Genomic DNA, 18,716 nt, shown 5'->3' on the forward strand with positions numbered 1-18,716 from the left:
ATTTATAAATGAAACGATGTGCTTGTCAGGCCTGGTTGACCGCGTTGTCAGGCGCTGCCGGTTCGGCCATCCGCTCACGGCCGAATGCCACGCTGAAGGTGCTGCCCATATCGGGTTCGCTGTGAATGTCCAGCTTGGCATGATGGCGTGCCACGACGTGCTTGACGATGGCCAGGCCCAGCCCGGTGCCGCCGTTGCCGCGCGAGCGGCCGCGGTCAACCCGGTAGAAGCGCTCGGTCAGGCGCGGGATGTGCTCGCGGGGAATGCCGATGCCGGTGTCGGAGACGCTGAACACCACTCTCTCGGCTTCTTCGCGCCAGCACAGCGAGATGCGGCCGCCTTCCGGGGTGTAGCGAATGGCATTGGACACCAGATTGCTGAAGGCAGAGTGCAGTTCACGGCTGCTGCCCCACAGCCACAGGCCGGTCTGCTTTTGCAGGCTGACTTCGTGGCGGCCCTGGGACAGGCCTTCGGCTTCCACCATCAGCGTCTCCAGCATCTGGTTCATATCGACCTTTTCCGAGGTCAGCGGCGCCGGGCTGTTTTCCAGTCGCGACAGGGTCAGCAGGTCTTCCACCAGGGTCTGCATGCGGCGCGACTGTTCCATCATCATTGGCAGGAACTGGCGCAGGGCGGCCGGATTGTCTTCCGGCATGTCGCTGAGGGTTTCCAGAAAGCCGCCGATCACGGTCAGCGGGGTGCGCAGCTCGTGCGAGACATTGGCAACGAAATCGCGGTGCACGGTATGCACCATCTCCAGCTGGGTGATGTCGCGGGACAGCATCAGCTTGCGGGTGGAGTCGAACGGCACCAGCTGGATGGTCAGCACGATCTCGCGCGGTTGCGAATACTTGAGGACCAGCGGCTGGCTGAAGTTGTCGGCCTTCATGTAGGCATGAAACGACGGCTGGCGGATCAGGTTGAGCAGCAGGTTGCCGACATCGCGCTGGCGGTCGAGACCGAAATGCTCGACGGCCGTGGGATTCATCCATTCGATGCGATCATTTTCATCCAGCACGATCACGCCGTCCGGCATGGCTTCGCCGGCATTGATGAAACGTTCGAGGACATGGGTCAGCTTGCGCTTGCTCTGATCCTGGGTGCGCACCTGGCGGTAGAGTGTCATGAAGACGGTGTGCCAGGCACCCAGGCCATCCGGCACGCGGGCGGCAATCGGGTTTTTCAGCCAGCGCAGCAGGAGCGCGACGTGGAACAGGTGAAAGCCCAGCATGCCGCCCAGGCAGATCGCCAGGGCAATCAGGCCATCCTGCGGCCCGGAAAACAGCCAGAAACCGACACTGACCAGCACGATACAGGCCAGCCACCCCAACACCCGCTGCAGAAATTCGCGCAAAACCGCCTCACTGAAACCTTACCGCTGTGTGGAAAAACGATAGCCCGTGCCGCGCACGGTCTGGATCAGATGATCATGCCGGGTTGCCTCCAGCGCACTGCGCAGGCGACGGATATGCACATCCACCGTGCGCTCCTCGACAAACACATGATCGCCCCAGACATGATCCAGCAATTGGGCACGGGAGTGAACCCGCTCGGCATGGGTCATGAAGAAATGCAGCAGACGGAACTCGGTCGGTCCCAGATCAATGGGCTGCTCGTTGCCGGTCACGCGGTGGGTGATCGGGTCGAGACGCAGGCCCTGCACTTCGACGGCATCATCGGTCATCTGCGGGGCACGACGGCGCAGCACGGCCTTGATGCGCGCCAGCAATTCGCGTGGCGAGAAGGGCTTGGTGATGTAGTCGTCGGCGCCGGCCTCCAGGCCGGAGATCTTGTCCTGTTCATCGGAGCGGGCCGTCAGCATGATGATCGGTACGCTGCGGGTGCGTTCGTCGCTGCGCAATTTGCGGGCGACTTCGATTCCCGAGGCACCAGGCAGCATCCAGTCGAGCAAGACCAGATCCGGCAGAGCATTCCTGACCAGGGTAATCGCCGCTTCAGCCGTGCTGGCACGCAGCACGTGATGCCCGGCCTGAGTCAGGTTGAAAGCGATCAGCTCCTGAATTGCCGGTTCGTCTTCGACCAGCAGAATATTTGCCGCCATTGAGGTCCATCCTTGTTAAGCAATTGTGGCAAGGATAAAAACTAAAAATTGCAGAAATATGACAAGTATTCGGGTTTTCGGTGCCTATTGCTAGTTATTTGTCATTGAGACCGAATACGCCACGTCTGGCAGCAAAAAAAGGCAAAAAAAACGAGCCTGTCAAGGAAACAGGCTCGGATAAAGGGTCGCCGTCAACATTACAAGACAATGACTTGTGACCAGGGACAAAGAGATCACCAGGACAGTTGCGGGAAAAAAGTCATAACGGGACAGGACAGTTTTCTGCAACAGATCCGGTAGCGGAGCAAAGCACCGCTGAAGGCCCGTATTCTACGGCTGCCCCGGTGAGAGATTAATGGGGTTCCCCTGATAATAATGGGGCAATTATTTCGAATGCTCGTTTATAATCAGGTTTTACCTTCGATTCGAAGCCATGGACAAGTTTGACAAGAAAATCCTCACTGCGCTGCACGAAAACGCACGCATCAGCTACGCCGAACTGGCGCGGCGGGTCAACCTGTCCGCGCCCGCCGTGGCGGATCGGGTGGAAAAACTCGAGCATGCCGGCGTGATCACCGGCTATCACGCGCGCATCAATCCAGCCAAGATCGGCTATCCGATCCAGTGCCTGATCGAACTGACGGTGAAGCATCAGGACTACTACATCGTGATGGAACAGCTGGCGACGCTGCCGGAAATCCTCGAATGCTTTTCGGTCACCGGTACCAGCGGGCTGCTGCTCAAGGTGGCGGTACGTTCCATGCCGGACCTGCAGGCCCTGATCGCTCGGCTGATGCAGTACGGCGATACCAAGACCTCGATCGTGATTGATGTGCCGGTGCCGCTGCGCATGCCGGATGTGGTGGAGACGGAGTAACAGCAAAAAAACCGGGCACCCTGAGGTGCCCGGTTGCGGGGGAGTGGATCAGAGGTCGTCCCTTATCTGATCATTTGTGACCCAGCGCGGCCAGTGCCTGCTCGGCATCTCCGGCCAGGACCACGTGCAGCAAGGTACTGGAGAACGGCACCACTTCTACCGCGCCCAATCCCTTCAGTGCCGTCTCATCGATGCGACCGCTGTCCGCCACTTCGATGCGCAGGCGGGTACCGGCCACCTGCTCGACATTGAAAACGTTGCTTTCGCCGCCCAATGCTGCCGTCCAGCGGGCGCGATCAAAATTTGGCGTACTCGCAGCCGCTGCCGGAGCACTGGCCGACTGACGCAGCACCTGACGAATTTCATCGGCAATCAGGTCGGCTTCCGGCCCGATGACCACCTGCACACTGCCCGGTGCCGGGCGAATCAGACCACGCGAGCCCAGCGCCTTGAGGGCGGCCTCATCCAGCGCCTGACCATCGGCGACTTCCAGACGCAGACGGGTGGTGCAGGCATCGACCGACTTCAGGTTGGCGGCGCCGCCCAGCGCGGCAATATAGCCACGTGCACGGTCGCTGCCGCTGGTTTGTGCCACCGGGACAACCGGAGCATCTTCTTCACGCCCCATGGTCATCAGGTTGAATTTGCGGATGGCAAAGGTGAACACCACGTAGTAGACCACGAAGTACACCGCACCCACCGGCAGCATCAGCAGCGGGTTCTCACCCTTGCCGCTGGACAGCAGGTAGTCGAACAGACCGGCCGAGAAGGTGAAGCCGAGACGGATGTGCAGCAGGTGGGTAATCACCAGCGACAGACCGGTCAGGACGGCGTGTACGGCATACAGGGCCGGCGCCAGGAACATGAAACCGAATTCCACCGGCTCGGTAACGCCGGTCAGGAAGGAGGTCAGGGCCATCGACAGCAGCAGACCGGCCACGGCCTTTTTGTTCTCGGTCTTGGCGCAACGGTACATAGCCAGGCAGGCAGCCGGCAGACCGAACATCATCACCGGGAAGAAACCGGTCATGAAGGCGCCGGCGGTCGGGTCACCAGCAAAGAAGCGGTTCAGGTCGCCGGTGGCGATCTTGCCGGCGGCGGCCGGGAAGCTGCCGAAGACAAACCACACCAGCGAGTTGAGGATGTGATGCAGCCCGGTGACGATCAGCAGACGGTTCAGCACGCCATAGACGAACAGGCCGATGCTGCCGGCGTTGATCAGCCAGTGGCCGATGGCATCAATCCCGCCCTGGATCGGCGGCCAGATGACGCTGAATACCAGACCGAGCACCACGCTGGTCAGACCGGTGACGATCGGCACGAAGCGCTTGCCGCCGAAGAAGGCCAGGTAAGGCGGCAGCTTGATGTCCTTGTAGCGGTTGTACAGGCCACCGGCAATCAGACCCATGATGATGCCCGAGAGCACGCCCATATTGATCTTGTCATCCAGCGCCTTGAGGACGGCGGTGATGATCAGATAGCCGACCACCCCAGCCAGACCGGCGGTCCCGTTGTTTTCCTTGGCAAACCCGACTGCCACGCCAATGGCGAAGATCAGCGCGAGGTTGTCAAAGATGGCCCCCCCGGCAGATGCCAGCCAGGCAATGTTCAACAAGTCCGGCTGACCGAGACGCAGGAGCAAACCCGCGACCGGCAGCACGGCAATCGGCAGCATGAGGGCACGCCCCAGCTGCTGAATGCCAGCGAATTTATTCATCGACATCACACTCTCTCCTGTGTTGAGAAGCCGCCTACACTTGCGGCCAGATTTCGCGCGCACGCGCGCGGACTTGCGCTGCCGAGGTGAGTTGCAGCAGGGGCTGCACTTCACGCCGGCACATCTCCAGATCCAGGGCACGTACCCTGGCCTTGAGTTCAGGTACCAGCCCCGGGCTGACCGACAGTTCGGTCACGCCGAGGCCCAGCAATACCGGGGCGGCCTCCAGATCGGAAGCCATGGCACCGCACACGCCGACCCAGCGGCCATGTCTGGCGGCGCCGGCGGTGGTCTGGGCGATCAGGCGCAACAGCGCCGGATGCATGTGGTCGAGACCGGCAGCCAGATCTGGATTGCAGCGATCACGCGCCAGGGTGTATTGCGTCAGGTCGTTGGTGCCGATGGACAGGAAATCGGCATGTTCGGCCAGCTGGTCGGCCAGCATGGCGGCCGAGGGGACTTCGATCATCACCCCGAGTTGCGGCAACTCGCTCACCCCCAGCTCGGCAGCCAGTTCCGCCAGCCGGATCTTGACGCGCAGCAGATCGTCGACATCGGCCACCATGGGCAGCAGGATGCGCAACTTGCTGGCCGGCCGGGTGGCCAGCAGGGCCGCCAGCTGGTCGTCGAGCAGCGCCGGACGGGCAAAGCCGCTGCGGATGCCGCGCAGTCCCAGCGCCGGATTGTCTTCATGTGGCAGGGTCAGATACGGCACTTCCTTGTCGCCGCCGACGTCGATGGTGCGCATGATGGCGCTGCGACCCTGTAATGCATCCAGCACCGCCTGATAGGCCGCATGCTGTTCTTCGCGGGTCGGTGCCGCCTCGCGCTCGATGAACAGAAATTCGCTGCGCAGCAGGCCGACGCTGTCGGCACCGCAGCGCACGGCTTCGCGGGCATCGCGTTCATTGGCAATATTCGCCGCCACCTCGACCGGGTGACCGTCACGGGTTTGTGCCGGCTGCGACGCTGCCTCACGGACCTTGGCCAGCATGGCGCGCCGCTCATCGATCTGGGCGCGGGCAGCCTGCAGGCTGGCGCTGTCCGGCTTCGGGTCGAGCACGCAGGCCGTGGCATCCAGCAGCACTTCGCGGCCATTTGCAATTTCCAGCACGGCCGGACCCGCGGCCACCATGGCCGGGACACCGCGCGCGCGCACCAGAATGGCCACATGCGAGGTGGCACCACCGCGAGCCAGGACGACGCCGGCCAGGGCATCGGCCGGCAGGGTGGCCAGATCGGAGGGCGTCAGGTCATCGGCGATCAGGATGGACTGCGGCGGCACGCTGGGCTTGTCGGCGGTTTCACCGCTGAGGGCCAGCAGAACGCGGCGCTCCAGATCTTTCAGATCATTGGCACGTTCAGCCAGCAGGGGGTTGTTCATGGCGGACAGCATCTGGCGCTGAGCCCGAGCGGCGTCGCGGAACGCCACGCCGGCACTCTGGCCCTGCCCCACGCTGCGTTCGGCGGCACCGATCAGCTCCGGGTCGTCCAGCAAGGCCAGGTGGGCATCGAAGATGGCCTGCAGGGCCTTGTCGCCGCGCTTCAGGGCAGCATGCATCTGCGCCATGATTTCGCTGCGCACGGTGGCCAGCGCCCTGGCCAGGGCGCGGTATTCGTCGGCCAGCAGGCCGGGCTGTTCTTCGACCCATGGCTCGGCAGCGGCAAACTGCACCACCGGACCAATGGCCAGGCCCGGGGCCGCCAGCACGCCGCCGATCTTGCCATCGGCCAGCATGGCCGGGGCGGCGGCGGAAGCCGGGGCGGCCTCTGCCTGGGCACTGGGGCTGTGCGCCTGCAATGCCTCAATCACCGCGGCCAGGGCCTCGGCTGCCTGTTCGCCGCTGGCGAGCACCTGTACCTGATCGCCCTTGCCGATGCCCAGGCCCATCAGGGCCACCACGCTGCGGGCATTGGCCTCCTGGCCATTGAAGCGCAGGCTGACACGCGCATTGAATGCCTTGGCCGCGGCCTGGATCATGGCCGCCGGACGGGCATGGATGCCATCACCATGACCGACCAGCGCCTGGCCTTGCAGGGTCTGGTCGTCACGCGCGACGGTCGGCTCGGCGGCGGCCATGCCCAGCGGCACGATACGCATGAACATCGACTGCCCGGCACTGAGCTCGCCGTCGGCACGCGCGGCTGGCTCGAAGGCATCGCTGTTGGCAATCACCACCACCGTCACCAGCGACGGGGCTTTGCCGCGGATGAAGTCGAAGTCGGCTTCGATCAGCGGCTGGCCACAGCGGATGCTGTCACCCTGCGCCACCAGCGGCTTGAACCCCTGGCCTTGCAGACTGACGGTGTCGATGCCGATATGCATCAGGATCTCGGCGCCGTTACTTGCCCTCAGGGTCAGGGCATGACCGGTGCGCGCGATCTGCGACACCACGCCGTCACAGGGTGCCAGCAGGGTGCTGCTGGCCGGGTCGATGGCCAGGCCGTCGCCCATCATGCGGCCGGCAAAGACCGGGTCCGGCACCTGGTCGAGGGAGAGCGCCTTGCCGGAGAGCGGCGCCTTGAGTTCGAGCGCTTGGATCATGATGTTTTCCTGTCTTGACTGCACGCGACCGTCAGACGGTACGCGTCACTTTCGAAAGATGGCGCGGCTGGTCGGGGTTCAAGCCGCGAGCCTCCGACAACCGGGCTGCCATCAGGTAAAAGCTCTGGATCGCCAGCAGCGGGTCCAGGACCTCGTCATCGGCGGTGGCCAGCGTCAGCTGTCGTTCTGCCACGTCTTGCGGCGCGGCCAGCAATACATTGGCACCACGCTCACGCATTTCGCCAGCCAGGGCGATCAGACCGGCCTGCTCCGGGCTGCGCGGCGCATAGACCAGCAGCGGGTAGCCTTCGTCGATCAGTGCCATCGGGCCATGCTTGATTTCGGCACTGCTGAAGGCTTCTGCCTGCAGGGCGCAGGTTTCCTTGAACTTCAGCGCCGACTCCAGTGCCACGGCAAACCCGAGGCCGCGCCCCACCACCATAATGCGGTCGGCGGGCGCCAGCACGTCGATGGCGGCGGACCAGTCCTGACGGCAGGCATCGCCAAGTCGTTCCGGCAGGGTTTCCAGGGCCGCCAGCAGATTGACATCTCCCTGCCAGTGCCCCACCAGACGCGCCACAGCCGACAGCGAGGTGATGTAGCTCTTGGTGGCAGCGACGCTTTTTTCCGGGCCGGCGCACAGGGGAACAACCCATTCGCAGCAGTCGGCCAGCGGTGACTCATGCTGGTTGACCAGGGCGACGGTGATGGCCCCGGCTCGCCCGAGCGCGCTCATGGTTTCCACCAGGTCCGGACTCTGGCCGGATTGCGACAAGCCGACGGCCAGCGCGCCTTTGACGTGCAGCGGGGCATGGTGCAGCGTGACCAGCGACATCGGCAGCGAGACCACCGGCACCCCCTGGCGCTGCATGGCCAGGTAGGCAAAGTAGTTGGCGGCATGGTCAGAACTGCCGCGCGCCACGGTCAGCGCCAGTTGCGGCGGCTGCTGCACCAGCAGGCGGCCGAGCATAGCCAGGCGTTCGTCGGCATACATGTGCTGCGCAGCAACCGCTTCGGCGGCGCTCTGCGCTTCTTCAAGCATCAGCGAGGACAAGGGACTCTCCTTCAACATAAACCCGGGTCAGATTGAGATCGGCATCCAATACATTCAGGTCGGCCCAGCAATCACGGGCCAGGCGTCCGCGGTCACTCACGCCGAGGTAATCGGCGGGGTTACGCGACAGACGGTGCGAGGCATCCGCCAGTTCCAGACCGATGGACACCAGATTGCGCAGCGCCTGATCCATGGTCAGCGTGCTGCCGGCCAGGGTGCCGTCGGCCAGGCGAACACCGCCCAGGCACTTGGTCACGGTATGCGAACCGAGACGGTACTGGCCGTCGGGCATGCCGGCGGCAGCCGTGGAATCGGTCACGCAGAACAGGTGCGGGATGGCACGGATGGCTGCATGCATGGCCCCTGGATGGATGTGCAGCAGGTCGGGAATCAGCTCGGCGTATTCGGCATGAGCCAGCGCGGCGCCGACCATGCCGGGTTCGCGGTGATGCAGGCCGGTCATGGCGTTGAACAGATGGGTAAAGCCACTGGCACCATGCGCCAGCGCAGCCACGCCGTCTTCATAGCTGCCCAGGGTGTGGCCAAGCTGAACGCGCACGCCGCGCGCCTTGAGGGCAGCGATGATGTCCAGGTGCCCGGGGATTTCCGGGGCGATGGTGACCAGACGAATCGGGGCAATCTGGTTGAAGGCGTCGAACTGGGTCAGGGCGGCATGACAGGTATTGTCAGGCTGGGCGCCCAGCTTGCCGCGGTTGATATACGGGCCTTCGAGGTGCACGCCGAGCACGCGGGCGGCGCCGCTCGGGCGGGTGTGACAGGCAGCGGCCAGCGCTTCGAGCGCGTGGCGGATATCGGCCTCCGGCGCGGTCATGGTGGTAGCCAGCAGCGAGGTGGTGCCATGGCGGGCATGCAGCCGAGCCAGCGTGGTCACGGCATCGCCGCCCTGCATGGTGTCGGCACCACCGCCGCCATGGACGTGGGTATCGATGAAGCCGGGCAGGATGGTCGGGGCATCGGCAGCGACCGGACCGGCTTCGATATGACGGATTTTTTCATCAAAGGTCAGGGTGCCGGACACCCAGCCTTCCGGGGTCAGGATGCGACCACTGAGTTGTTGCAGCTTGCTCATCGCTTCAGCTCCGCGACAAAGTCGTAGTAATCATTGCGGCAGTAGGTATCGGTCAGCTCGATGGCGTTGTTGGCGGCGTCATAGCCGATACGCGACATCATCAGCATGGCTTCTCCGACAGGAATGCCGGCCAGGGCGGCCAGCTCCGGGGTGGCATTGATGGCCCGCACGTGTTGCAGGGCGCGCACCACCGAGTGGCCGTGGCTGTCGAGATAGGCATAGAGTGAGCTTTCGACTTGCAGCGGATCCGGCAGGCAGCTGGCAGGCAGGGTACTGATTTCGATCGCCATCACCACGCCGTCGGCCAGGCGTTTGCGCTTGAGTCGGCTGACTTCGGCATTGGGTGACAACCCGAGCTTGATGATCTCTTCCGAAGACGGCGTGGTTCTGACCCGCATCAGCCATTGTGATTCCGGCTTGAAACCCTTGGCCTTGAGGACTTCGGTAAAGCCGTTCAGGCGCGACAGGGGTTGTTCCAGCTTGGGTGTGATGAAGGTACCGGAACCGTGGCGGCGACTGATCAGACCCTGGTCCAGCAGGATATCCAGCGCCTTGCGCGCGGTGACACGGGAAATGGCAAGTGCCTCGCACAGGGTCCGCTCCGAGGGCAGGGCCTCGTCGGCCTGCCACCAGCCGGCATTGATGGCCTCGGCCAGCTTGCGAGCCAGTTGCAGATACAGCGGGGTGTTGTCCGATTCGTCCAACTGCAGGGCCGTCCAGCGACTATCCATTTCCGCGTTCCGTCTGTTTGGTGTCACCGAAAATTAATACCACTTAAATACCACGTCAATACCAATTTTTTAAAACATTGCGTCAGAACAACTTGCTGCATGGCAGCAAAAGCCTTCATATTAAACAGTTGATGCTGAATGAGTGGCAGATAGACAAGCAAAAAGTGGTATTAAAGTCGTACGCAAACGTTTGCGTCAGCACAGACCGCGCGATGCAGATCGCAAACGCCAGGCAGAGGGGACAAGGACAAAAAAACCAACAGGCCGACCCGGCATGGGTCGGCCTGTTGGTTGCAGGGGACAGGTGGTTAACGCCGCCAGGCCAGCATGACCACGGCCGAGACGATCACCGCCATGCCGGCAACCTCCATGCCACCGACCTGCTCATTCAGCAGGCCCATGCCGAGCAGCACGGCGATCACCGGGTTGACGTAGGCATAGCTGGTGGCCAGCGACGGCCGCACATGGGCCAACAGATAGATATAGGCGCTGTAGGCGATGATCGAGCCGAAGACGGCCAGATAGAGCATGGCCAGCCAGCCGGCCAGCGGCGGCATGGTTTGCAGATGCTCGCCGGTGAGCGCACTGGCCAGCAGCAGTTGCAGGCCGGCGCACAGCATCATCATGGCACTGGCCATCATGCCCTTGGGCTGGGTCACCCGCTTGTTGAGCGCCGATCCGAGCGCCCAGCCGATACAGGCCAGGATCAGCAACACGGCCCCAAAGGGACTGGCGGCCAGGTTGGCACCAAAGTTGAGCAGCACGATGCCGCAGAAACCCAGCAGCAGAGCCAGCCATTCGCGCAGCTGGGTCGGCTGTCCCAGCAGGCGGGCAAACAGGGTGGTAAACAGTGGTACGGTGGCCACCATCAGTGCCGCCACACCGGAGGAGACGCGGGTTTCGGCCATGGTCACCAGGCCATTGCCGATCGCCGGCATCAGAAACCCCAACAGCGCTGCACCGGCCAGTTCTCGCCGGTTCGGGTTGGGGGCGCCGCGCCAGCGCAGCCAACCGTACATCAGCAGTCCTGCCAGCAAAAAGCGTACGCCGGCCATCATGAAGGGGGGCCAGGATTGAACGCCGACGCGAATGGCGAAATAGGTCGAGCCCCAGATGATATACAGCGCCAGCAGGGACAGCAGGACGGGCAGACGGTTGGAGGAAGTCATCAGATCAGCCAGAAGGGTTGGCTGATCATTCTATTGGTTGATAATCATTCAGGACAAGGAGATTCTTGCCGGGGTGCCCGGGTCCGGGCATCCCGATGGGCTGTCAGCGCGTAGCCTGACGCTGCAGGATGTTGGAAAACTCTTCCATATAGGCATCGAAGCGGGTGGCCAGACGATCGACATCGGTGGCGAAGCGGTTGTAGGCCACCACGGCAGGAATGGCTGCAAACAGACCGATGGCCGTGGCCACCAGGGCTTCGGCAATCCCCGGGGCGACGGTCGCCAGGGTGGCCTGGCCGGTGTTACCCAGACCGATGAAGGCGTGCATGATGCCCCAGACGGTGCCGAACAGGCCGACGTAGGGGCTGACCGAACCGACGGTGGCCAGGAAGGAATTGTGCCGATCCAGGGTATCGAGTTCACGCTGAGCGGCGGCACGCATGGCGCGGCGCGAGCCATCCATGATGTCGGACAGTTCGGTGCCGCTGCGGCCGCGCAGCTTGAGGAACTCGGCAAACCCAGCCTGGAAGATGCGCTCCATGCCGCTGCGGTGCTGACGGCGCGAGGCGTCTTCGAACAGTCGGCTCAGATCGGTGCCGCTCCAGAACTGGCGCTCGAATTCGTCGCTGTCGCGACGTGCGCTCTTCAGCACAAAGGTTTTATTGAAAATCAGTGTCCAGGACAGAATGGAGGTCAGGACCAGGCCAGCCATCACCAGCTGGACCACCAGACTGGCATTCAGGATCAGGGAGATAAACGAAATCGGTTGCACAGGGTTTCCTTGACGAGGTTGCCGCGTGCGCGAAGGCACGGTACAGCCTGGCATCATTTCATGAAGAATGTGTATTGACCAGTATTATGCCACCCAAGTTCCATGGCCGAGCAGATGGATTGTAACGCGATGTGTCGCCCCCGACATCGCGACTCAGGGGGCCAGATAAGCATGGGCGATGCGGCTCATGCTGCCGTCCTGCTGCATGCCCTGCAGCACGCTGTTGAGCTGGAAGATGAGCTGGTTGTCGACATGCGGGTTGCAGGCCAGATACATGAAGGCGGTATTGAACACCAGCACCGGTCTGAGCTGTGGCAGTTTTTCTTTTTTGGTCAGGTAGTTGCCGAGGTACTTGCCGGTCGCCCAGAAGTCGATGCGCCCGGCCATCAGTTTGCGGGCGTTGAGGTCATCGGTCGGCGTGAGTTCAACGTTGAAGCCGCGGGCAATCAGGTATTGCGCCACGGCATCGCCGTTGTAGCCGCCTATCTTGTAGCGCCGCACGCTTTCCAGATCCAGGCCGACTTTCGGGCTGGACGGGCCGGCATACAGCACCCAGGGGTTCTCCAGCAGCGGACCGACCCATTTGAACTGGTGTTCGCGGTTGTCGGTGCGGGTGGTGGAGTACACGCAGGTATTGTTCTCCAGAATGGTGGTGTTGAAGGCGCGGATCCAGGGTTGCAGCTGAATGGTGTACGGCCGTTTGGCGCGCTGGAACAGCTCGCGCACGATGTCGGTGGACAGTCCGCCGACCTGGCCGTTGGGCAGGGCCATATTGAACGGGGGGTAGTCCTCGGTCAGCAGACGCAGCCCGCCGGCGCGGGCTGCGCCCACGGCCAGCGCAGGCAGCATCAGGCAGAACAGACAGCGCAGCAGCACGGGCCTCATGGCGTCTCCCCCTCCGGGTCACTCATTCAAATAGCGCTTGTGCAGCTGATCGTAAAAACCGTCATGCTGCATGGTGGTCAGGATGTCGTTCAAACGGTGAATGGTGGTATCCGGCACATTCTGGTTGCAGGCCAGATAGAGGAACACATTGTTGAAGCTCAGCAGCAGCTTGATCTGCCCGAGCTTCTGCTGGTTGATCAGGTAGGTGCCGCGCGGCTTGCTGGTGGCCCAGAAGTCGATGCGGCCGGCCACCAGCTTGCGCAGGTTGAGGTCGTCGGTCGGGGTCAGTTCGACATTGAAGCCCAGCCCGATCAGGTACTGTGATTCGGCATCGCCGCTATACCCGCCAATCGTAAAGCGCCGCGCATCCTCGAGGGCAAAGATGCCCTTCGGGCTGGCCGGGCCGCCATACAATGCCCAGGTGTTTTCCACCAGCGGGCCGACCCATTTGAACTGGTGTTCCCGGTTGTCGGTGCGGGTGGTGGAGTAGACGCAGGTATTGTTTTCCAGGATGGCGGTGTTGAAGGCGCGGATCCAGGGTTCAAGTTCGATCTGATAGGGAATTTTGGCGCGCTTGAACAGTTCGCGTACCACCTCGGTCGACATGCCGCCGACCTGGCCACCGCTGGTCATCATATTGAACGGTGGATATTGCTCAGTCAGCAGATGCATGGTCGGCGTCTGTGCCCAGCTCAACGATGCGGTCGTCAAACCGAGACAGCAGGCCCATTTCCGCAGCAGGGTGCCCATGTTTGCCCGCCTTATTCTGGTGGATCTTGGGTTTAATATAGTCAAGCACCTGAGGTGCATGAAGGAATTGGGTACGACGGCGCGCGCCGGGGTCAACGCGGCGGTCCGCCCGGCGCTATTTTAAGGGCGCAAAACAAAGCCGACGCTGACTTGCGTCAGGTCGGCTGTCGGCGCGCCAGGCGACTTAATGGCGCCGGTGCAGGGCGCGGGCACCGATATCACGCCGCAGCTGGGCGCCGGAGAAGTGAATCTGATCGACCAGGGCATAGGCGCGCGACTGCGCCATACGCACACTGTCGCCCAGCCCGACCACGCACAGCACGCGCCCGCCATGGGTCAGCACCCTGCCCTGCTCGTCCAGGGTGCTGCCGGCATGGAACACGATGCCGTCTTCGCTCTCGGCAGGCAGGCCGTCGATCAGGTCGCCCTTGCGCGGCGCATCCGGGTAGCCGGCGGCCGCCATCACCACCCCCAGGGCCACACGGCGATCCCATTCGGCCTCGACCTTGTCCAGGGTACCGCGCACGCCATGTTCCAGCAGGATGGTCAGGTCGGTCTTGAGGCGCGCCATGATCGGCTGGGTTTCCGGATCGCCCAGCCGGCAGTTGAATTCGATGGTGTAGGGGTTGCCCTTGGCGTCGATCATCAGACCGGCATAGAGAAAGCCGGTATAGGGATGACCTTCGGCCTTCATGCCGCGTACGGTCGGCATGATGATTTCACGCATCACGCGGGCATGAACCTCGGGGGTCACCACCGGTGCCGGGCTATAGGCGCCCATGCCGCCGGTGTTGGGGCCCTGATCGTTGTCGAGCAGTCGCTTGTGGTCCTGACTGGTGGCCAGCGGCAGCACATGCTCGCCATCCACCATGACAATGAAGCTGGCCTCTTCGCCCTGCAGGAAGTCTTCGATCACCACACGGGCACCGGCATCCCCCATGCGATTGTCCAGCAGCATCATGTCGATGGCCTGATGGGCTTCGTCGAGAGTCATGGCGACCACCACGCCCTTGCCGGCAGCCAGGCCGTCGGCCTTGATGACGATGGGCGCGCCGCGTCCGTCGACATAGGCACGGGCGGCAGCGGCATCGGTAAAGGTCTGATACGCCGCCGTCGGAATGCGGTGGCGCTGCATGAAAGCTTTGGCAAAGTCCTTGGAGCTTTCCAGCTGGGCAGCAAAGCGTGTCGGGCCGAAAATCTTCAGCCCGGCATCGCGGAAGGCGTCGACCACGCCGGCGGCCAGCGGGGCTTCGGGACCGACCACGGTCAGTTCGACTTTCTCGCTTTTGGCAAAGGCGACCAATTCGTCGATGCCGGTGATCGGGACATTGGTCAGATCCGGATTGAGGGCCGTGCCGGCATTGCCCGGCGCGACGAAGACCTTGGAGACGCGCCGCGACTTGGCAATGCGCCACGCCATGGCGTGCTCACGACCACCGTTACCGATAACCATCACTTTCATGCTGTGTTCCTTGCTCGAATCGGGTCAGTCAGCGGGAGGGCGACCGTACGCCACTCCCGATGACAATATGATAACGCGGTCGACTGGTGCAAGAACATGTCGTCACCAGTCATTTGCGCCAGCTCAGTGGCGGAAGTGCCGAACGCCGGTCAGAACCATGGCGATGTCATGCTCATCGGCTGCCGCGATGACCTCTTCGTCGCGCATCGAGCCACCCGGCTGGATGATGGCGCGGATACCCTGTTCGGCAATGACGTCCACGCCGTCACGGAACGGGAAGAAGGCATCCGAAGCGGCTGCGGCGCCGATCAGGGAGAGCCCGGCATCCTGGGCCTTGCGTGCCGCGATACGGGTGGAGTCGACGCGGCTCATCTGGCCGGCACCGATCCCGGCAGTCTGCTGGCCACGGGCAAACACGATGGCATTGGACTTGACGAATTTTGCCACGCGCCAGGCAAACAGCAGATCGGCTTTTTCCTGTTCGCTCGGCTGGCGACGGGTCACCAGGCGCCATTCGGCCGGCAGCACATTGCGTACGTCCGGGGTCTGCACCAGCAGGCCACCGCCGACACGCTTGAGCTCAAAGCGGTTGGCGCCTTCCTGCAGCGGCACTTCCAGCACGCGCACATTCTTCTTGGCGGCGATCAGCGCCCGGGCTTCGGCGGTGAAGGACGGGGCAATCAGTACTTCGAGGAACTGCCCGGTCACCGCCTCGGTGGTTTCGGCATCGACTTCGCGGTTGAAGGCGATGATACCGCCGAAGGCCGAGGTGCTGTCGGTGGCAAAGGCCAGACGATAGGCAGACAGCGGGGTATCCGCCACGGCGACGCCGCAGGGGTTGGCATGCTTGACGATGACGCAGGCCGGCTGGTCGAAGGTCTTGACCGCCTCCCAGGCAGCGTCGGCATCACCGATGTTGTTGTAGGACAGCTCCTTGCCCTGCAACTGGCGATAGTGGGCAATCGAACCGGCGGCCGGATCCAGGTCGCGGTAGAAGGCGGCAGACTGGTGCGGGTTTTCGCCGTAGCGCATGTCCTGCACTTTGACGAACTGCATGTTCAGGCGGTTGGGGAACAGCGAGCGCTCGAGCACACCGGTGGGTTCGGCATCGACCAGCGCGGTCAGGTAATTGGAGATGGCGCCATCGTAGGCGGCGGTGTGCGTGAAGGCCTTTTTGGCCAGCGCAAAGCGGGTCTGACGCGACAGCTTGCCCTGCCCTGCCTGCAGCTCGTCGATCAGCGCCGGGTAGTCGGCCGCGTCGGTCACCACGGCGACGTGTGCCCAGTTCTTGGCGGCGGAACGCACCATGGTCGGCCCGCCGATGTCGATGTTCTCGATGGCGTCTTCCAGCGTGCAATCACTCTTGGCAATGGTGGCTTCGAACGGGTAGAGATTGACGCAGACCAGATCGATGTTGCCGATGCCGTACTCGGTCATCTTGGCGACATGCTCCGGCAAGTCGCGGCGGCCGAGAATGCCGCCATGCACCTTGGGATGCAGGGTCTTGACCCGGCCGTCCAGCATTTCGGGGAACCCGGTGTAGTCGGAGACCTCGGTCACGGCGATGCCGGCCTCTGCCAGCAGTTTGGCGGTGCCGCCGGTCGACAGGATCTGCACACCTTGTGCATGCAATGCGCGGGCGAATGCCACAATGCCGCTCTTGTCGGAAACACTGATCAATGCACGTTCGATTTTGCTCATGATGTTTTGCGCCAAATGAGTAAGGACGGGACAAACAAAAGGCCGCCCTGTCGGGCGGCCTTTTTATCTTCAGATCAAATCATAGGATTTCATCTTCTTGCGCAGCGTGTTGCGGTTCAATCCCAGCAACTCCGCTGCCCTGGTCTGGTTTCCCTGCGTGTGTATCAGTACAACTTCCAGCAGGGGCTTTTCCACACAAGCCAACACCATATCGTAGATGGCAGACGGCGTTTCGCCGTCCAGGTCCTGGAAATAGCGTTCCATGGCCTGGCGCACCGATTGCGAAATATGGTCATTGTCCTGGATGGTTTGCGTCTTCATCGACTTTTGCTCTTGTTGGTTTCAATCCTGCCCGGGCAGGGAATGTTCTTGGTATACCAGTCGTTCCGAGTCGGCGGCCAGGCCGGCAAAATAGGCGGCGACACAGGCATGTTGCTCGGACGTGCTTTCCAGTTGATACATGGCCTCGCGAAACGCATTGGCCCCCCGCAACCCGCGCGTGGTCCAGGCGATGTGCTTGCGGGCGATGCGACAGCCCGAGTATTCGCCGTAGAACCCGTAGAGATCGTCGAGGTGCGCCAGCAGGATGTCGCGGATCTCCCCGACCCTGGGGGCCGGCAACAGCTCGCCATGCGCCAGGTAGTGCAGGATTTCGCGGAAGATCCACGGGCGTCCCTGTGCCGCACGGCCGATCATGATGGCATCGGCACCGGTCTCTTCCAGCACCCGGCGGGCCTTCTGCGGCGAGTCGATGTCACCGTTGGCAATCACCGGGATCGAGACGGCCGCCTTGACCTGGCGAATGGTGTCGTACTCGGCCTCGCCGTGGTACATGTCTTCCCGGGTGCGGCCATGCATGGCCAGCGCGGCAATGCCGCAATCCTCTGCCAGGCGGGCAATGCGCAGGGCATTGCGCTGGTCGCGCGACCAGCCGGTGCGCGTCTTGAGCGTCACCGGCACATCGACGGCCCGCACCACGCTGTCGAGAATGCGTCCGACCAGCGCCTCGTCGCGCAACAGGGCCGAGCCGGCCGCCACATTGCACACCTTCTTGGCCGGGCAACCCATGTTGATATCGATGATCTGGGCGCCATGGGCCACATTCAGGCGAGCCGCTTCGGCCATCTGCGCCGGGTCGGAGCCGGCAATCTGCACCGAAATCGGTTCTGCCTCGCCGCTGTGGTCGGCACGACGCAGGGTCTTGGTCGTGGTCCACAGGGCCTTGTTGGCTGTAATCATTTCCGACACCGCCAGCGCCGCCCCCATCTTTTTGCAAAGCATGCGGAAAGGACGATCGGTCACGCCCGCCATGGGCGCGACAATCAGGCGGTTTTTTAACCGGTAAGGTCCTATAAGCATGTTTTACAAAGGTATTACGGCTGAAGGGCGGCCATTGTAATGCTTTTTTACATTGTGGTAAAAAACATTTTGCTTATTTTTTGGGCAGCATCGATAGCGGAAAGAAATCGCATGTGGAGACATGCGTGTGCCAGGTCGGCACGGAGGGTGGGAAGTCAGCCGATAAGCCGGGTTCTGTCGTTGGACAGTCATTCATCTAGGCCTGCCGTTACCAGCAGGCTCAAGCAACCTACCCGGGCGCAACGCGAGCCACGTTGGCGCGCCCCTATTTGGTCTTGCTCCGGATGGGGTTTAGCCTGCCGTCCGTGTTGCCACGTCCGCGGTGCGCTCTTACCGCACCTTTTCACCCTTGCCTGATCCCCGAAGGGCCATCGGCGGTTCAGCTCTCTGTTCCACTTTCCATCGCCTCACGGCGTCCGGCCGTTAGCCGGCATCCTGCTCTGCGGAGCCCGGACTTTCCTCCCCGTCCGCTGCAAGCAGCGAACGCGACGACTGTCTGTCTGACTTCCCGCGGCGGATTCTACAGCAAGCCGGGGGTCTGG

16 protein-coding genes and 1 other RNA gene are annotated in these 18,716 nt (G+C 62.7%); 1 reads left to right on the plus strand and 16 read right to left on the minus strand.

The features are described from left to right. Positions 1–25 precede the first annotated feature (25 nt). Together phoR and phoB are read right to left on the minus strand one after the other, a co-directional pair. The gene (phoR, locus tag JNO51_RS15965; RefSeq protein ID WP_215779256.1) at positions 26–1,354 is read right to left on the minus strand and encodes a phosphate regulon sensor histidine kinase PhoR; all 1,329 of its coding nucleotides are present in this window, start codon (positions 1,352–1,354) and stop codon (positions 26–28) included. Between the two features lie 18 nt (positions 1,355–1,372). Then, positions 1,373–2,062: a phosphate regulon transcriptional regulator PhoB gene (gene phoB / locus JNO51_RS15970; protein WP_215779259.1), complete on the minus strand. Its 690-nt coding sequence runs from the start codon at positions 2,060–2,062 to the stop codon at positions 1,373–1,375. Between the two features lie 433 nt (positions 2,063–2,495). Here phoB and JNO51_RS15975 point away from each other — a divergent pair, with 433 nt between their 5' ends. Then, the gene (locus tag JNO51_RS15975) at positions 2,496–2,939 is read left to right on the plus strand and encodes an Lrp/AsnC family transcriptional regulator (RefSeq protein WP_215779261.1); all 444 of its coding nucleotides are present in this window, start codon (positions 2,496–2,498) and stop codon (positions 2,937–2,939) included. A gap of 70 nt (positions 2,940–3,009) precedes the next feature. Here the strand turns inward: JNO51_RS15975 and nagE are convergent, their stop codons facing one another. The 14 genes from nagE to rnpB form a co-directional block, all read right to left on the minus strand. Beyond that, positions 3,010–4,662 carry an N-acetylglucosamine-specific PTS transporter subunit IIBC gene (nagE, locus tag JNO51_RS15980; protein ID WP_252346118.1) on the minus strand — a complete coding sequence of 551 codons (1,653 nt, stop codon included), beginning with the start codon at positions 4,660–4,662 and terminating at the stop codon, positions 3,010–3,012. Positions 4,663–4,690: 28 nt separating this feature from the next. Next, positions 4,691–7,201 (minus strand): phosphoenolpyruvate--protein phosphotransferase, encoded by a 2,511-nt coding sequence (gene ptsP / locus JNO51_RS15985; RefSeq protein WP_215779264.1) that lies wholly within the window; start codon positions 7,199–7,201, stop codon positions 4,691–4,693. 31 nt (positions 7,202–7,232) lie between these two features. Further along, a complete protein-coding gene (locus tag JNO51_RS15990) occupies positions 7,233–8,255 on the minus strand; it encodes an SIS domain-containing protein (RefSeq protein ID WP_252346119.1) in 1,023 nt (340 codons plus the stop codon). Further along, positions 8,236–9,345: an N-acetylglucosamine-6-phosphate deacetylase gene (gene nagA, locus JNO51_RS15995; RefSeq protein WP_215779266.1), complete on the minus strand. Its 1,110-nt coding sequence runs from the start codon at positions 9,343–9,345 to the stop codon at positions 8,236–8,238. Before nagA ends, JNO51_RS15990 begins: the two co-directional genes overlap by 20 nt. After that, on the minus strand, positions 9,342–10,076 hold the full coding sequence (locus tag JNO51_RS16000; protein ID WP_215779269.1) for a GntR family transcriptional regulator: 735 nt from the start codon (positions 10,074–10,076) through the stop codon (positions 9,342–9,344). The genes nagA and JNO51_RS16000 overlap by 4 nt, the downstream gene beginning before the upstream one ends. A 308-nt stretch (positions 10,077–10,384) precedes the next feature. Then, a complete protein-coding gene (gene yedA, locus JNO51_RS16005; RefSeq protein ID WP_215779270.1) occupies positions 10,385–11,245 on the minus strand; it encodes a drug/metabolite exporter YedA in 861 nt (286 codons plus the stop codon). A gap of 103 nt (positions 11,246–11,348) precedes the next feature. Beyond that, entirely contained in the window at positions 11,349–12,008 is a 660-nt protein-coding gene (gene tolQ / locus JNO51_RS16010; protein ID WP_371822935.1) for a protein TolQ, read from the minus strand. A 162-nt stretch (positions 12,009–12,170) separates the two neighbouring features. Beyond that, on the minus strand, positions 12,171–12,902 hold the full coding sequence (locus tag JNO51_RS16015; protein WP_215779275.1) for an ABC transporter substrate-binding protein: 732 nt from the start codon (positions 12,900–12,902) through the stop codon (positions 12,171–12,173). A gap of 18 nt (positions 12,903–12,920) precedes the next feature. Then, positions 12,921–13,574: an ABC transporter substrate-binding protein gene (locus JNO51_RS16020; protein ID WP_215779277.1), complete on the minus strand. Its 654-nt coding sequence runs from the start codon at positions 13,572–13,574 to the stop codon at positions 12,921–12,923. A 262-nt stretch (positions 13,575–13,836) separates the two neighbouring features. Further along, positions 13,837–15,114: a phosphoribosylamine--glycine ligase gene (purD, locus tag JNO51_RS16025; RefSeq protein ID WP_215779280.1), complete on the minus strand. Its 1,278-nt coding sequence runs from the start codon at positions 15,112–15,114 to the stop codon at positions 13,837–13,839. Between the two features lie 123 nt (positions 15,115–15,237). Continuing rightward, positions 15,238–16,815 (minus strand): bifunctional phosphoribosylaminoimidazolecarboxamide formyltransferase/IMP cyclohydrolase, encoded by a 1,578-nt coding sequence (purH, locus tag JNO51_RS16030; RefSeq protein ID WP_215779283.1) that lies wholly within the window; start codon positions 16,813–16,815, stop codon positions 15,238–15,240. A 69-nt stretch (positions 16,816–16,884) separates the two neighbouring features. Beyond that, positions 16,885–17,136 (minus strand): DNA-binding transcriptional regulator Fis, encoded by a 252-nt coding sequence (fis, locus tag JNO51_RS16035; RefSeq protein WP_305798421.1) that lies wholly within the window; start codon positions 17,134–17,136, stop codon positions 16,885–16,887. A gap of 21 nt (positions 17,137–17,157) precedes the next feature. Then, positions 17,158–18,174 carry a tRNA dihydrouridine synthase DusB gene (gene dusB / locus JNO51_RS16040; RefSeq protein ID WP_215779285.1) on the minus strand — a complete coding sequence of 339 codons (1,017 nt, stop codon included), beginning with the start codon at positions 18,172–18,174 and terminating at the stop codon, positions 17,158–17,160. 147 nt (positions 18,175–18,321) lie between these two features. Then, an RNA gene (gene rnpB / locus JNO51_RS16045) (RNase P RNA component class A) lies at positions 18,322–18,682 on the minus strand. Positions 18,683–18,716: the final 34 nt, after the last annotated feature.

The sequence above is a fragment of the Paludibacterium sp. B53371 genome (assembly GCF_018802765.1).
In the GTDB taxonomy this organism is placed as follows: domain Bacteria; phylum Pseudomonadota; class Gammaproteobacteria; order Burkholderiales; family Chromobacteriaceae; genus Paludibacterium.

Excerpts from the sequence above, each read along its gene's own strand:
- ptsP (WP_215779264.1), bottom strand. The coding sequence starts at position 7,201 with ATGATCCAAGCGCTCGAACTCAAGGCGCCGCTCTCCGGCAAGGCGCTC.
- dusB (WP_215779285.1), bottom strand. The coding sequence starts at position 18,174 with ATGCTTATAGGACCTTACCGGTTAAAAAACCGCCTGATTGTCGCGCCC.
- phoB (WP_215779259.1), bottom strand. The coding sequence starts at position 2,062 with ATGGCGGCAAATATTCTGCTGGTCGAAGACGAACCGGCAATTCAGGAG.
- nagA (WP_215779266.1), bottom strand. The coding sequence starts at position 9,345 with ATGAGCAAGCTGCAACAACTCAGTGGTCGCATCCTGACCCCGGAAGGC.
- JNO51_RS16000 (WP_215779269.1), bottom strand. The coding sequence starts at position 10,076 with ATGGATAGTCGCTGGACGGCCCTGCAGTTGGACGAATCGGACAACACC.
- fis (WP_305798421.1), bottom strand. The coding sequence starts at position 17,136 with ATGAAGACGCAAACCATCCAGGACAATGACCATATTTCGCAATCGGTG.
- yedA (WP_215779270.1), bottom strand. The coding sequence starts at position 11,245 with ATGACTTCCTCCAACCGTCTGCCCGTCCTGCTGTCCCTGCTGGCGCTG.
- nagE (WP_252346118.1), bottom strand. The coding sequence starts at position 4,662 with ATGTCGATGAATAAATTCGCTGGCATTCAGCAGCTGGGGCGTGCCCTC.
- JNO51_RS15975 (WP_215779261.1), top strand. The coding sequence starts at position 2,496 with ATGGACAAGTTTGACAAGAAAATCCTCACTGCGCTGCACGAAAACGCA.
- JNO51_RS16015 (WP_215779275.1), bottom strand. The coding sequence starts at position 12,902 with ATGAGGCCCGTGCTGCTGCGCTGTCTGTTCTGCCTGATGCTGCCTGCG.
- JNO51_RS16020 (WP_215779277.1), bottom strand. The coding sequence starts at position 13,574 with ATGCATCTGCTGACTGAGCAATATCCACCGTTCAATATGATGACCAGC.
- purD (WP_215779280.1), bottom strand. The coding sequence starts at position 15,114 with ATGAAAGTGATGGTTATCGGTAACGGTGGTCGTGAGCACGCCATGGCG.
- purH (WP_215779283.1), bottom strand. The coding sequence starts at position 16,815 with ATGAGCAAAATCGAACGTGCATTGATCAGTGTTTCCGACAAGAGCGGC.